Below are 13,034 nucleotides of genomic sequence, written 5' to 3' on the forward strand. Positions count from 1 at the left end.
GATCCATGAATCGAGCCTAGGACGCCGGGTTGTCCCAATGGTCGACGCAGACCAGTTCGCTCACCGGGCGGCGGCGTACCGGACCGTGCGATCCGCGTGGCCAGCCCACCACCACGTGGCCTGCCAACATCCAGTCCTCGGGCACGCCAACGGCCGCACGCAGCAGCTGTTCGCCGCCATAGGAGGCCCAGCTGGTCAGGCACGCACCCAGCCCCTGGGCCCTGGCGGCCAGCAGGAAGTTCTGCATGGCCGGAAAGATCGAGCCCCCGAGCAAGAGTTCCGAGGCGGTGGGGAAGCGCTGCTGGGTGAACAGCACCGAGGTGAATTCGCCTGCCCGATCGTGCAATTCATAGGTGGCGCGGTTGGTCCTGGCTCGTCGGCTGGTGTCGTCCGCGGCGGGCCGGGTCATGCCGTAGACGGGCTCGATGACGGCGAGTGCCTGTGCGGCCGCCTTGGCCACCACCGCGCGTTGCTCGGCCGAGCGGAGTACCACGAACCGCCAGGCCTGCGCGTTCGCTCCCGATGGCGCCCACGCTGCGGCCTGTAGGCACCGGGTCAGCGTCGCGTCGTCGACCGGTTCATCGGTGAACCGCCGGATGGTCCGCGATGTCGACATCACTTCCCATACGTCATCGCTGGCCGACGACCTGACAGAAGGCATATGCCGAACATATGTGATGGCGTACCAGCCCCGCGTCTGCCCGGCCCACCATGTGGCGGTGACCAAGCTGCTGCTGCGGTAGCGTTTCTGGGTGTGCAGGCCAGTGTCGGTCTGGCACCTCAGGAGTTCGCGCTGTTCGAGCTGCCGGAGCACGTGACGCGCAGCGATCACGTCCGGCGGGGATTTGGTGTTCTGATGCCCGATCTGTATCCCGTCGACGATCCCGACGACGCGGATCCCCGGTTGGCGCCGCTGCTGGCCTGGCGTCAGCAGCTGGTCGACTCCGGCGCTGTCGCGGCCCGCAGTTTCAAAGAGGCGCACCTGCGTCTCGTGCTCCGGTCGGGGCGCACCGAGGTCGATCAGATCCGCGAGATGCTGCCGGGGTCGGTCGCCGAACATGCCGAAGCGATGGCCCGGGTGCTGGCCGAGCTCGAAACCGGGGCGCCGGTCAGCCCGCCGGAGCCTGCGGTACCCGCAGCCGGTGACGTGCACGCCATCGCGTTCCGCCACGGCGCGTCGCGTCCCGGCGTCGTGGATCTCAGTTGGCCCGACTATGAGGCCAACGGGGGAGTGGTGCTGTACCGCGTGGTCAGCGCCGACGACCGCGCTCCCAAGTCTCCGGAGAACGCCGACCTCGTCGCCGCCACGCCGTTGTCGGCCGCGAGTGACGACCGGCCGTTGACCGGTCCGGTGCGCTACTACCAGGTTTGGGTCATCACCGGGACGTCGCGCGCAGACGCACTGAGCACCCGGCCGGTCCTGTATGCCAGTGGAGTGTTGGTCACCCCGATCAGCGACATGTCGATTCGGGAGGACAACGGCCTGGTCATCGGGAAGTGGACGGCACCGCCGGCGTCGAGTTCGGTGCACGTGTACCGAATCCCGGTCGAGGGGGCCAACCCGGCCGGAGCCGATGAGTCGCGCTACCGGATCCTGGCCGACGCGGAGCACAAGACCGGATTCGTCGACTCCAATGCGGCCCGGGGTATGCGTTACCGCTACCGGGTGCGTTGCGCCGTCGAGGTCGACGGAGTCGAGCGGCTTTCGGAGCCCTCCGACGCCGACATCGAGGTGTCGGCGGTGCTCGCCGCGGTCACCGACATCGCCGTGGACACCGGTTTCGACGGCGAGACCTTCGACGTGTCGTGGGCCGCTCCCGGAGCAGAGGTGGCGGTCTATCTCAGCCGGACCGCGCCGAGTGCCGGTGGCGTCTCCACCGAACTTCCCGAGAACGCGCTCGAGCAGGTCGGCCTGACACCGGAACTGCGTCTGCGGCAACCGGTGACGCATCGGGCGCAACCCGACGGTGGCCACCGCACGTTGATGGCGGGGGTGGCGTGGCCGCAGGGCTGGAGCCGGGCGTATGTCACGCCGGTGACGATCCTCGCCGGGCAGGCTGTGCTGGGCCGCACCGTGTCGGCGGTGCGTACCGGCACCATCCGCGATATCGAACTCGTCGAGTACTGCAACAAGCAGGTGCTGACGTTCGAATGGCCCGACGGCGCGGCCGGTGTGGTCGTGACGTTGGCGGCCAAGGGCCATGACCCCCGGGCGGGCCTGACCGGCAGGTCCTTCGAGATCTCGCTCGAGGACTACGAGAAGTACGGCGGCATGCACCTGACGGGCGCGCTTCCGGTGGACGGTTGCTCATTGCATCTGGCGCCCGTGGCCTTTTCCGGCGGCCGACGCGTGACCGGTCCGGTGGCCGGCATCGAGTATCCGGGCATGCTGCGGCTGCAGTACGCGGTGCGAATCGGCCGCGACCCCAACGGTTACCCCACCACGGCCACCGTCGCGGTGCGTTCGGAACACGACGTGCCGGGGTCGCCGTCATTCGTGCTGGTCAACAACCCCCAGCGGATGCCGTTGAGTGTGCACGACGGTCAGCCGGTCGATGTGGCGCCACTGGATGCGCAGGGACAGTTGGCGGACCAGCCGTCCAAGCAGTTGCGCTGGACGGCGCTGACGGCGTCGGGAAGCGGTGAGCTGTGGGCCGCCAACGTCAACGGTCTGCACGGCTGGATCCGGCTGTTCGTCAACATTCCCGACCCGGCCCAGCTGCGAACCGTCGCCCTGCTGGACCCGCCGGTCCAGACTCTGCAGCTCACCGCGACGGTGTCATGACGTCGCGCTTCGGCCAGCTCGCCTACACGTCGTTCGATGCCGTCGGGACTGCCGGCGGCTGGCAGGTCAAGGAAACCAGCGGAGATCTGACGGCCACCGAGACGCAGTCGTTGATCGCCGGGGTCCACACGGTGTTCCGTCAGGTGGGGCAGGTGCCCGATTTCCCCACCCCCGATCAGCTCGAGCAGGGTCCTCGCCGGCTGGCGTACCGCCATCTCGGTGACGGTGCCGGCTACTGGCACACCTTCCCGGCGGGGTCGGACAGCACGGGCCGGCCGGGCAACGTGTTCGCCCACGTGCTGTTGGACCGGGCGCCCGAGACCCACCCGCGTCACCGGGCCATCCAGCGGTGGCGATCACCGCACTGGCTGCAGCCGTACGGCGCGGCCGCGGTGGCCCGCGCCCAGCTTCCGTGGGTGCTTCCGGAGCTGGGCAGCGCGGTGACCAAGGACAGCGTGGTGACGTTCGCACTCGACACCGCCACCTGGAGATTGGCCACGTTGTTCGCATTACTCGATGCCGTGGCCGCGGCGTTGGCCGGCGGGGCGCCGGTGGTGCTCGGCGTGCAGTCTCCGGACACGGCGGCCCAGTGGATCGGCCTGGTGAGTTTCCTGATGTCGCCGGGTACCGCGGCGGGATTGAGCTTTTCCACCTTCGACCGTGCCGAGCAGCTTGCCCCGCACAGCGGCCAGGTGCTCAGCGCGGTGCCCATCGAGGACCTCTCGGCCGTCGAGCCGGGCATGGTGGTGATCAGCGAAGCCGAGACCGTGTCGTTGGGCGAGCTCGACGGCGATCCGCACCGGACCGCAGGCGGACACCGCATCGAGGTGACGAGGTGGTCGGTGATGGCGCAGGTGGTCCTGCTCGACGCGGCGTCGGCACGGCGCGTACTCGACGACATCGACACCTTGTCCGGGCAGGTGCGCGATGACGGTCTGCATCCCGCCTGGCCCATGGCCATGGCAGTGGCTGGGCATCCGGAATTCGCCGACGCGCAGGTGGAGGCCCAAGAGGTGATCGCCGCGCATTCTCCGTCGGGAGCGCTGGTCGGGTCCGAGGCCGCGCACATCATCGGCGACGTGCTGGCGGCCGTGGTCGGTGTGACGACTGCCGACGCGTGGCGGGCGGTGCACGAGCTGTCGGACGGTGCGGGCGCGTCGTACGCCGATGCCACGTACTACGCCAGGGCCATCGCCGACGACGCCTGGATGACGCAGGCCGCACCAATTCCTTTGGCGCCGAGGATGTTTCACGGGAAACCATTACCTTCAGTGTTACTGAAGGCCATCGGGCCGGCCCTGGAGCGCGGCCGGGCCCAGGGCCCTCACCGGTTGCTACGGGTGGTTGATCTGCTGTTGCGGGCCGGGGTGGCCGACGACCGGCTGCAGGCCGCGCTGGCCGACGGGGTGCTGCCCGGCCTGGCCGATCCGGCCGTGCGCGGGCTGATCGGTGAGGCGGACAGGCTGTCACTTGCGGCATGGTTGCTGCCCGACGGCGACGCGGAGGGCAGTGTCGTCGGCGATGACGTGCTCGACTGGCTGGCGGAGGCTGCTGCGGTGCCCGAGCCGGACGCGCTCGCGGCTGCCCGGCCCTGGGATCCGGTGTGGACCCGCGCCGCGCTACGTGGCATGCGGTCGCGTCGACGCGGACCGCAGTACCCGGGGGACCCCGGTGCGCAGCTGTGGTGGTTGCGTATGACCGAGCCGGCTGACTTCGAGGCCGCCGCGGCGGCCTCGGCTTGGAGCCCGTCGGACCTGCTGCTGGCCATCGGTGCCGAACCGTTGCCCGGCATGGCCGCGGTGCGCACGCTCGTCGGTGCGGCGGACTCTGCCGATCTGCACCGGCTGGCCGGCAAGGTGATCGACGACAACGGCGACGGGGTGGCAGTGGCGTGTGCGGCCGTACGCCACATCGAGCCACGGGACTGGCTGCATCAGCGTTATCTGCACACCCATCAGAGCTCGTATGTGCCGCTGTGGGATCAGGTGCTGGCCGGCGTGGAACCGGAGGCCGTGCACCCGGATTTCGCGGCGCGGCTGCTGGCTTTCGCGCTGCTCGGCGTGCTGACCGGTGAGCCATATCCTCGGTCCTGCAATGTGTTGGCCACCGAAAGTCATTGCAGCGCACAGGCGGTGGCCCGGGTATTGCCACTGGTCGACGGTGGCAGGTTGGCCCCGGTGACGGTGGTGGCGGTCAGCCTGCTACGCACCACCGCAGCCGACGCGGGGGGATATGCCCTGGATCCGGTGGATCAGTTGGCGGGGGTGCTGGCCGGCCAGGTGGCGGCCACCATGGGCGGCGCCGACGCGGAATCCGTGGTGGTGTTGATGGCGCAGTTGTCGGGCGATTCCTCTGAGGGGACGATGCGCGGATACCGCAAAATGGTGAACAGGCTGCTGACGCGGCGGGGCGAGCATCCGTCGCTGGCGGAGCGACTGAGGGGGAGCCGGGGCTGACATGAGCAAATGCCCGCGGTGCTTCACCCTGTTGAGCCCGAACAACCACCTGTGGACGCTGCCGGCCCAAGCCGGCGGCACCCGCTACCGTGACGACGTCGCGTCGGCCTACGTGGGTGCGCCCGCCGATTGCGGTCCGCTCTATACCTGGACCCGCACGCCCGGCTACCAAGGCCCGCCACCGCCGGTGTCCGAGGCCAGCCGGGCGCTGCAGGGCGCCGCGGTGGAGATCTGCCCGGTCTGCCACTTCACGCTGCCCGACGGCTTCCGGGAGGGTCACGCCATCTGCATCGCGCTGGCCGGTGCGCGCGCGACGGGCAAGAGCCTCTACATCGCGGTGCTGGTCAAGCAGCTCGAGCTGCTGTGCGAGCGGTTCGGTGTGGTGATGGAACCGGTCACCCGGGCCACCGCACAGAATTACGCCACCAATTATGAAGGGCCGCTGTACGTGCAGCGGGGCCTGCTGCCACCCACTCCGACGGTGCACACGCAAGCCCCGAATCAGCGTGAGCCACTGGTGTTCTCGATCGGTGTCTGGCACGGGGTGCGCCGGTTCCTGGTGCTGCGCGACGTGGCGGGCGAGGACCTCGAGAACGGTGATCTGCGCGCGCCGCCCTTCCAGTTCTTCGCCAACGCGGACGCGGTGTTCTTCATGTTCGACCCGTTGCGGGTCAAGGCCATTCGGGACCAACTGCAGGATCTGTTGCCGCCCCAGCCGTTCAGCGGCGGCGAACCGCGTTCGGTCCTGGGAAATCTGCTGCTGGCGGTCAATCCGGGCCAACCCAAGCTCGCCGTGATCCTGTCCAAGTTCGACGTGCTGCGGGCGCTGCGCGACGTGCAGGGTTCGGAATGGGCACTGGTCATGTCGAACGGGGGAGCGGCGTTCCTGCGCGACACCTCCGACGGCAAGCGTTACGACGACGTCGACGGTCAATTGCTCGACCAGGAGGTGCGCAGCCTGCTGATGCGCCTGCATGGCGGCTCGATCGTGGCGGGCGTCGAGAACCCGTCCTCGGGCGTGCGATTGGCCAACCGGTACTTCGCGGTGTCGGCACTGGGGCATGCGCCGACGGGAAACCGTCTGCACGCCAGGGGTATTGCGCCCTTCCGCTGCGTGGATCCGGTGCGCTGGGTGACCTCGCAGTTCGGCGTGCTGTAGCCGGCGGGGCGGGTTCCCGACCGCGTTCACAGCGGCCGGCGACGCCGTGGCTATGGTGAGCTGACCGAGCAGAGAGGTGACAGGTGGGCAAGAACGAGCGCACGAAGATCGTCATGACAGACGATGAGATCGCCGAATTCGTCGAACGCAGCAGGACCGCGACCATGGCCACCGTGCTGCCAAGCGGCCGCCCCCACCTGGTGGCCATGTGGTACGCGGTGCTCGACGGGGAGATCTGGTTCGAGACCAAGGCCAAGTCGCAGAAGGCGGTCAACCTGCGCCGCGACCCCACGATCACGGTGATGATCGAGGACGGCGACACGTACAACGCCCTGCGCGGCGTGTCGATCGACGGTACCGCCGAGATCGTCGACGACCCGGAAACGATTCTGCGCGTGGGCATCAGCGTGTGGGAGCGCTACACCGGTCCCTACACCGACGAGATGCGCCCGTTCGTCGACCAGATGATGAACAACCGCATCGCGGTACGCGTGGTTCCGAGTCGGCAGCGCAGCTGGGACCACCGCAAGCTCGGGCTGCCCGAGATGCCCGTCGGCGGCAGCACGGCGCAATATTTGAACGCCTGAGCCGAAGCGCCTGAAGCGAAGCGTCTGAGTCGAAGCGCCTAGGCCGAAGGACGCGGGCGGGGCTTCAGCCGCCCGTTGGGAAGTGGCGGCGCGGGCAGTCGCGCGAGGTGGCCTTGATAGCCCTGCACATCGCCGAACCGTGCATCGCCGGCCTGCCACAGTTCGCGGTAGGTCGCGATGTCGTCGTGGCTGCGGCCGACGAAGTTCCACCACATCACCAGCTCCTCGGGAAACGGTGGGCCGCCGAGCAGGATCGCCCGCGCCGGTCTGTCGCCGCGGTTGGCCAACCGCAGCTGCGCGCGACCCGGCGCCTGGTAGGCCAGGTCGGCGACGGCCAGCGTGGTGCCGCACACCTCGATCGCGCCCTGGTCGAGCAGGACCCCGTGTTCGAAGGCCGCGTCGACATCCAGAGTCAGGACTGCGCCCGGGTCCAGGTCGATCTGGGCGCCCAGCAGTGGTGTGAAGGTGTGCACCGGGGACTGTGAGCCGGCGAGCTCGCCGAGGAACACCCGGAGGGTGGCGCCGTCGAGGCGCTGGGGCGGTGGCGCGTAGTGCGCGAAGTCGCGGCCGGTGTCGCGGTCGGCGTCGGGTAGGGCGACCCACAGTTGCACGCCGTGCAGGATCGTCGTCTCCGGAGTCGAGACCTCCGAGTGGCAGATCCCGGCACCCGCCGTCATGAGGTTGAGCTCGCCCGGGCGGACCATTGCGTGGACCCCGGCGCTGTCGCGATGTTCGATCAGTCCTTCGAAAAGCCAACTCACCGTTTGCAATCCGGTGTGGGGATGAGGCGGCACATCCATGCCTCTGCCGGCCGTTCGGACGTCGTGCGGACCGTAGTGGTCAGCGAAACACCAGGCGCCGATCATGGACCGTTCCCGCTGCGGCAGGGTGCGCCGAACCAAGAGCGCACGTGGTCCACCCAGCGGAACCTCGCGGGGGTGCAGGACTCCGGTGAACTCCGAGTTGGCGCAGGTGACTTCGGCAGGCGCCGTATCGGTGTTGCTCATGAACCTCACGGTAATCGCGTGCCCGTGAAACGGACGCGGTTAGCATGGCCCGCATGACCGGGGGATTGACTGCCGAAGATGTTCGCAGCACCGAATTTGGGAAGCGCAAGCGGGGCTACGACAAGAAGTCGGTGGACGATTTTCTCGCGCTGGTGGCGCGGCGACTCGACGGGCGTGGGCACCTCGGTGCCGACGATGTCCGCAACATCGTGTTTCCCCGGCCGCCGATGTTCCAGCGCGGTTACGACGAAGACGAAGTGGACATGTTGCTCGATGCGGTGGTCGCCACGCTCGAGCGGTAACCGGGGAGAAGTTGGGGGACGGTGCCGTCACTGCGCCTCGCGGCGAGTGGTCGCTCGAAGCGACGGTTCTGGTGTGGGGCCCGGGGCAATGCCCGACACCGTCAGCGGGTGTAACGACATACCCCGGGCCCCTATTCCTCCCCCGGTGGAAACTTGCCCTTGCCCTGCCGTCCCCTCGAATCGGCAGCGCAAGGGCCGGACAAAAAGTACTGCTTGGTCGCGCCGGCTGGAGAATCAGGCGGCTTCGGGGAAGACCAGGCCCAACTTGCGGACCGGGTAACCGTTGCGCTCGGCCAGCGATCGCAGCTGCTTGAGCGCGAAGGTACGGCCGCGGCCGCCTTCGGGGACCATGATGCCTGCCCAAACTCCCTCGGCGCGAGGCAATTCGCAAGCCTCGCGGGCACACAGCCAACGCCGCGGGCATTCTCGGCAGATGACCTTGGCCTGATCGTCGGGCGTGGAGGTCCACCGCTCCGGGTCGCTGGTGCACACGCCGAGCGGGATGCCGTTGGCCATGAGTGCGTTCATGCTGCTGCTCCTCTATCGGGCTTCTGTTGCGGTGTGTACCGCGTTGGGCAGAACGCTATAGCAATAACCGTAGCGATGCAACAGTTGTCTGCGAAATCGTTGCAGCGGGGCTACGGAAACTTGCCCAGGTAAGCATGCGGGACCACCAGGAGAAAGCGGCGCAGTATTTAAAACACCACGTCAAAGCGCTGCACGGAGCTACGGTACGAGCCGTAGCGCTGGTTCGGTTCCGCTCGAAGAAAGCCGTAGCGCACTCGTGTTTTGCTGGAACGACGCGGGCGACCAAGTCGTAGCGGCGCTGCGGTCAAGGGTTAAGATTGAGGTGTCCCGACAGCCACTTCGGCGGCCAAAACCAGCAGCCAACAGCGAGGAACTCAATCGGAGATGACCGACGCGGAGTACGACCTCGCCACCGGTGAATTCGACGTTGGGCTCATCCGCGCCGGATCGGCGGCTGCCGCGCGTCGGCGCCAACTCGACATCAGCCAGCGCAGCCTGGCGGCGGACGGCATCATCAACGCCGGTGCCCTCATCGCCTTCGAAAAAGGCCGCAGCTGGCCGCGTGAACGCACTCGCCTGAAGCTCGAAGAAGTACTGCACTGGCCGCCCGGCACCATCGCACGGTTGCGTCAAGGGGGATCGGTACCTCCGACACCGCCGCCCACAGCGGGCGGCACGGTGTCTCCCCCGGCTCCCACGGCGCCCCCTCGCGCCGCGGTGCCCGCCTCACCGCCCGCCACGGCCGCAGGCGGCGACGAGGTGCCGCTCATCGCTCAGGCGGTGCTGACCGCCGTCGACACGCTGCAGACGACCATCGAGGCCCTGCCCGATGCCACCCAACCGGAGTTCACCCCCGCCGTGACGGCCGTCCTCGGCGACCTGCGCCGGCTGGAAGCGGTGGCATCGCGGGCCGCCCGGATAGGCATGGTCACCCCGGCCCTGATCAGGGCGCTCAGCGTCGTGCGACGCCAGATCGATCAGGTGACGGCCCGCGCGGCCGCGGCGCCGGGAGCCACCCTCGGCCAGCGCCTATACGCCGCGCGTCGCCAGGCGAATCTGTCGATCGGTGAAACTGCTACCGCTGCAGGCGTTTCCGAAGACACCGTGGCCCGCGCCGAGGCTGAGTACCCCGTCGACACCGCCGCAGTCCAAGCCTTGGAGGTACTGATCGGCGCGATGCGCTGAGCGGCTGCGGTCAGCGGTCCCGGCGCTCGTCGTGGGTCGGGAAGTGCTCGGCCAGCGCCGCGGCGATCTCGAGGAACCGGCGCCTGGTCGCGGTGGACATCTCCCGCGGGTCGACGACGCCACCGGGACGTAGATGGCCGTCGAACGGCACCTCGATCACCCGCTGACCCTGGCTCGAGAACTGTCCGGCCAGGATCGAGCGGGTGCGTTTGTCAGCGTGGCCGTCGGAGTCGTTGAGCACCACGACCGTGCGCTGCAGTAGGCCCGTCATCTCGTGTGCGGCCAGCCAGTCCAGTGTCTGGCCGGCCGTGGCCGCGCCGTCGACCCACGGCGAGGACACCACGATCAACCCGTCGAGATCCCGCAGGACCTCCTGCGTCACCGGTGAATCCATCGTCGAGCTGCAGTCCACCACCGAGATGGAGAAGTGTCTGTCGAGGCGGGTGGTGGCCTCGCGGTAGATGGCCGCATCGAGCACCCGGCGTCGGGCCGGCGTGCCCTCGCCGGCGAGGACGAACAGCCCGGCGGCGTTGTTGCCGACGCGGCTGCGCACGTCGGCGAAGGAATCCAGGTGCTTGTCGTTGGCGAGCTCCCAGTACGAGCTCTGCGCTTGGGGGTCGACACGGCTGCCGAGCTTGCCGAACGACGTGTCGGCGTCGATGGCCACCACGCGATCGTCCTGACGCAACTGCGCGAAGATCGATCCGACGCTGGCCGAGACAGTGGTCTTACCGACCCCGCCCTTGCCCATCACCCCGACCTTGTAGTGGCCGCGAAGAAGGCCCTTGATCTTGGCCTCCAGCTCGGCCTGACGAAGGTCCTCGGGCGACGGGCCCGGATTGATCATCCCGAATGTGGCCCGGTACACGAAGAGCCGCCAGCCACTGCCCGGCGGCTGACGCCGCGGCGGCACCAGGTCGTTGACCCGGATCCGATCGGCGTACGAGCCGGTCGGCAACGGCGGTACGCCGGGCGTCGCGGCACCGGGCTCCGGGGCGAATCCGCCTTCGGCGGGCCAGGGCTGAGCGTGCGGCGCTCCGTAGGGATGCTGCGGAGGCCCTGGCGGGCCTCCGGGACCGGGCGGCCGCTGCGACGGAAGCTGCCAGCCGGGCGGTTGATGCTCCCAGGTATCGGTCCGGGCATCGGGATTGCCCATGTTGGGTGGTGCCTGGTTTTGGGGGGCCTGGTTGTGAGGGCCCTGGTGACCGTCATGCGGAGGCTGGGCCGACGGAGGCGGCGGCGGAGGTGGCTGTTGCTGGGGAGGGGTCGGCGGTGCCGATGGCGCCTCCCGGAAGGAGTTGCGCGCCCGTTCGGCATCGGGATCGGTCGGTACGCCCTGAGACGGAGCGGAATCGTCGGCACCGGTGTTCTCCGGGGGCTTCGACGGCACGAAATTCACCGGCGGGCGCCCGGGAATCGACGGTGGCTCTGGACGCTTACGGCGGGTCGGCCGGGTATCCGGTTCGAAATGAGATTCCTCCGGCCCCGTCCAGCCGAGCTCTCTGCGCAAGGTGTCGTCGGGGTCGGGCACGACTGAATCTCCTCCGAAAGTGAGACGACGAGATACGGACCGCTCTCAAGTATCGACTACAACACAGGTTGACCGTAGTTGACCCGTGAGAGTTGATGCGGCAAGCAATCAGAACCCCCGCCCGGTCGCCGGATAGCGACGTGACCGAAGCTGGACTCACGCAACAACATAGAGCCATCGGCGAACGAAAAATGCCTTCCAGAACTTGGGGATGGCAGAGGCGTCAATATCCTCAATTATCCGGTTCGGAAGGCATTTCCGCTGTTCGTGGCCGGTCAAACCCCGGCCATTCGTCCGTCAAGGGCTAGCGAGGCGGCGACGACATCCGCTGAATCCCGCGATGAACCTGTATCCCGATATACGCCAGAATCGCGCCGGCGAGCACGGTCACGCCAAGGCTGAAAAGCAGCGCCAGCATGATTCCGCCGGTCGAGTAGCGAAGTGATGACAGGTCCACGAGCGCAGCGACGGTGAACAAGATGCTGAGGAGTGCCAGCACCACGCCGACGACGCAGATCCCGTAGGCGATGAACTGGTGGGCCTTCTTGGTACCCAGAGCGAAGTACAGGTAGCACAGACCGATGCCGACGCCCAGCGCGAGGATCGTCCCCACTGCGCCCATCAAACCGAAGAGAAGCGCCAGCACGATGCCTGCCGCGTAAGTGATGTACACGAACTGGTCAGCCTGCTGTGGCGTCTGGCGCCACTTCTGGAACCACGGCTGACGGATCAGCTCGCCACGAATGCCTCGAGACATCAGCTGCGCGATGAACGAATTGCTCTTGGAGAGCAGTGCATTCGCCGCTTCCATGGGGCTTTGCGCGCCGTTCGCCGAATACGGGTTCTGCGGGCCCGACGGATTCGGCGGGTACCCGCCAGGTCCTGAGGGGCCATATCCGGCCTGCGACGGCGGTGTGCCGTACCCGGGGGGTGGCGGCGGTGTGCCGTAACCCGGGGGCTGCGGCGGGGCTCCGTAACCCTGAGGTGGGGGCGGTGTCGCTCCGAAACCGGGAGGCGGTGTGGCGTAACCGGCAGGCGGGGGCGGGGGTGTGCCGTAACCCGGAGGCGGGGGAGGTGGCGTTCCGAAGCCCTGGGGCGGGGGTGTGCCGTAACCCGCAGGCGCGGGCGGCGGTGTGCCATAACCGGGCCGCTGCTGAGGAGGAGACCCCGCGGCAAAAGGTGGCGCCGTCGGCGTAGCCGGGCGCAGGTTCGGCGCGGCATACCCGGACGGTGGCGGCGCCTGCTGCTGGAAGTCATCGCCTCTGGCCGGTGCCGGGTTTTCTTTCGGGATGACCAGCTGAGTCTTGTCCTCATCGAACGCCGACGGTGCCGAGTTGACGACCCGCGTCCGCTGCTCGTCATCGGACTGCACGTCAGAGACGTTGGCCCCGCGATCCGGAGTAACGAACTGCGTCTTGTCGGGATCGGCTGCGGAGGGGGTCGAGACGTCCCCTGCCGCCGGGTCTTGATCGGCCATCGTCCTGGCGTTCCTCA

The 13,034-nt window shown here is 68.3% G+C and carries 11 protein-coding genes; 6 read left to right on the top strand and 5 right to left on the bottom strand.

Annotated elements, in window-relative coordinates:
• Positions 1-16 precede the first annotated feature (16 nt).
• Entirely contained in the window at positions 17-661 is a 645-nt protein-coding gene (locus tag H977_RS0125380; RefSeq protein WP_036477204.1) for a nitroreductase family protein, read from the bottom strand.
• 93 nt (positions 662-754) lie between these two features.
• Between H977_RS0125380 and H977_RS0125390 the strand changes: the two genes are divergently transcribed.
• The 4 genes from H977_RS0125390 to H977_RS0125405 all read left to right on the top strand — a co-directional run bounded on the left by H977_RS0125390 (position 755) and on the right by H977_RS0125405 (position 6,987).
• On the top strand, positions 755-2,785 hold the full coding sequence (locus tag H977_RS0125390) for a SaeA-related protein (protein ID WP_502691203.1): 2,031 nt from the start codon (positions 755-757) through the stop codon (positions 2,783-2,785).
• Positions 2,782-5,241, top strand: a complete 2,460-nt coding sequence (locus H977_RS0125395; protein ID WP_029110494.1) for a GAP1-N2 domain-containing protein — start codon at positions 2,782-2,784, stop codon at positions 5,239-5,241. The genes H977_RS0125390 and H977_RS0125395 overlap by 4 nt, the downstream gene beginning before the upstream one ends.
• Position 5,242: 1 nt before the next feature.
• Positions 5,243-6,400, top strand: coding sequence for a hypothetical protein (locus tag H977_RS0125400; RefSeq protein WP_029110495.1), 1,158 nt, complete (start codon positions 5,243-5,245; stop codon positions 6,398-6,400).
• Positions 6,401-6,483: 83 nt separating this feature from the next.
• Entirely contained in the window at positions 6,484-6,987 is a 504-nt protein-coding gene (locus tag H977_RS0125405; protein WP_029110496.1) for a pyridoxamine 5'-phosphate oxidase family protein, read from the top strand.
• 38 nt (positions 6,988-7,025) lie between these two features.
• On the opposite strand, the gene H977_RS0125410 is transcribed toward H977_RS0125405, so the two are convergent.
• A complete protein-coding gene (locus H977_RS0125410; RefSeq protein WP_029110497.1) occupies positions 7,026-7,994 on the bottom strand; it encodes a pirin family protein in 969 nt (322 codons plus the stop codon).
• A gap of 44 nt (positions 7,995-8,038) precedes the next feature.
• Between H977_RS0125410 and H977_RS0125415 the strand changes: the two genes are divergently transcribed.
• Entirely contained in the window at positions 8,039-8,296 is a 258-nt protein-coding gene (locus H977_RS0125415; protein ID WP_029110498.1) for a DivIVA domain-containing protein, read from the top strand.
• Between the two features lie 234 nt (positions 8,297-8,530).
• Here the strand turns inward: H977_RS0125415 and H977_RS0125420 are convergent, their stop codons facing one another.
• Positions 8,531-8,824 (bottom strand): WhiB family transcriptional regulator, encoded by a 294-nt coding sequence (locus tag H977_RS0125420; protein ID WP_029110499.1) that lies wholly within the window; start codon positions 8,822-8,824, stop codon positions 8,531-8,533.
• Positions 8,825-9,208: 384 nt separating this feature from the next.
• Here H977_RS0125420 and H977_RS0125425 point away from each other — a divergent pair, with 384 nt between their 5' ends.
• Positions 9,209-10,009 (top strand): helix-turn-helix domain-containing protein, encoded by an 801-nt coding sequence (locus H977_RS0125425; protein WP_029110500.1) that lies wholly within the window; start codon positions 9,209-9,211, stop codon positions 10,007-10,009.
• 10 nt (positions 10,010-10,019) lie between these two features.
• Here H977_RS0125425 and H977_RS0125430 read toward each other — a convergent pair whose 3' ends face one another.
• Entirely contained in the window at positions 10,020-11,540 is a 1,521-nt protein-coding gene (locus tag H977_RS0125430) for a MinD/ParA family ATP-binding protein (protein ID WP_029110501.1), read from the bottom strand.
• A 304-nt stretch (positions 11,541-11,844) separates the two neighbouring features.
• Entirely contained in the window at positions 11,845-13,017 is a 1,173-nt protein-coding gene (locus H977_RS35690) for a tetraspanin family protein (RefSeq protein ID WP_196808324.1), read from the bottom strand.
• Between the last annotated feature and the right edge of the window lie 17 nt (positions 13,018-13,034).

This window comes from Mycobacterium sp. URHD0025, assembly GCF_000426065.1.
In the GTDB taxonomy this organism is placed as follows: domain Bacteria; phylum Actinomycetota; class Actinomycetes; order Mycobacteriales; family Mycobacteriaceae; genus Mycobacterium.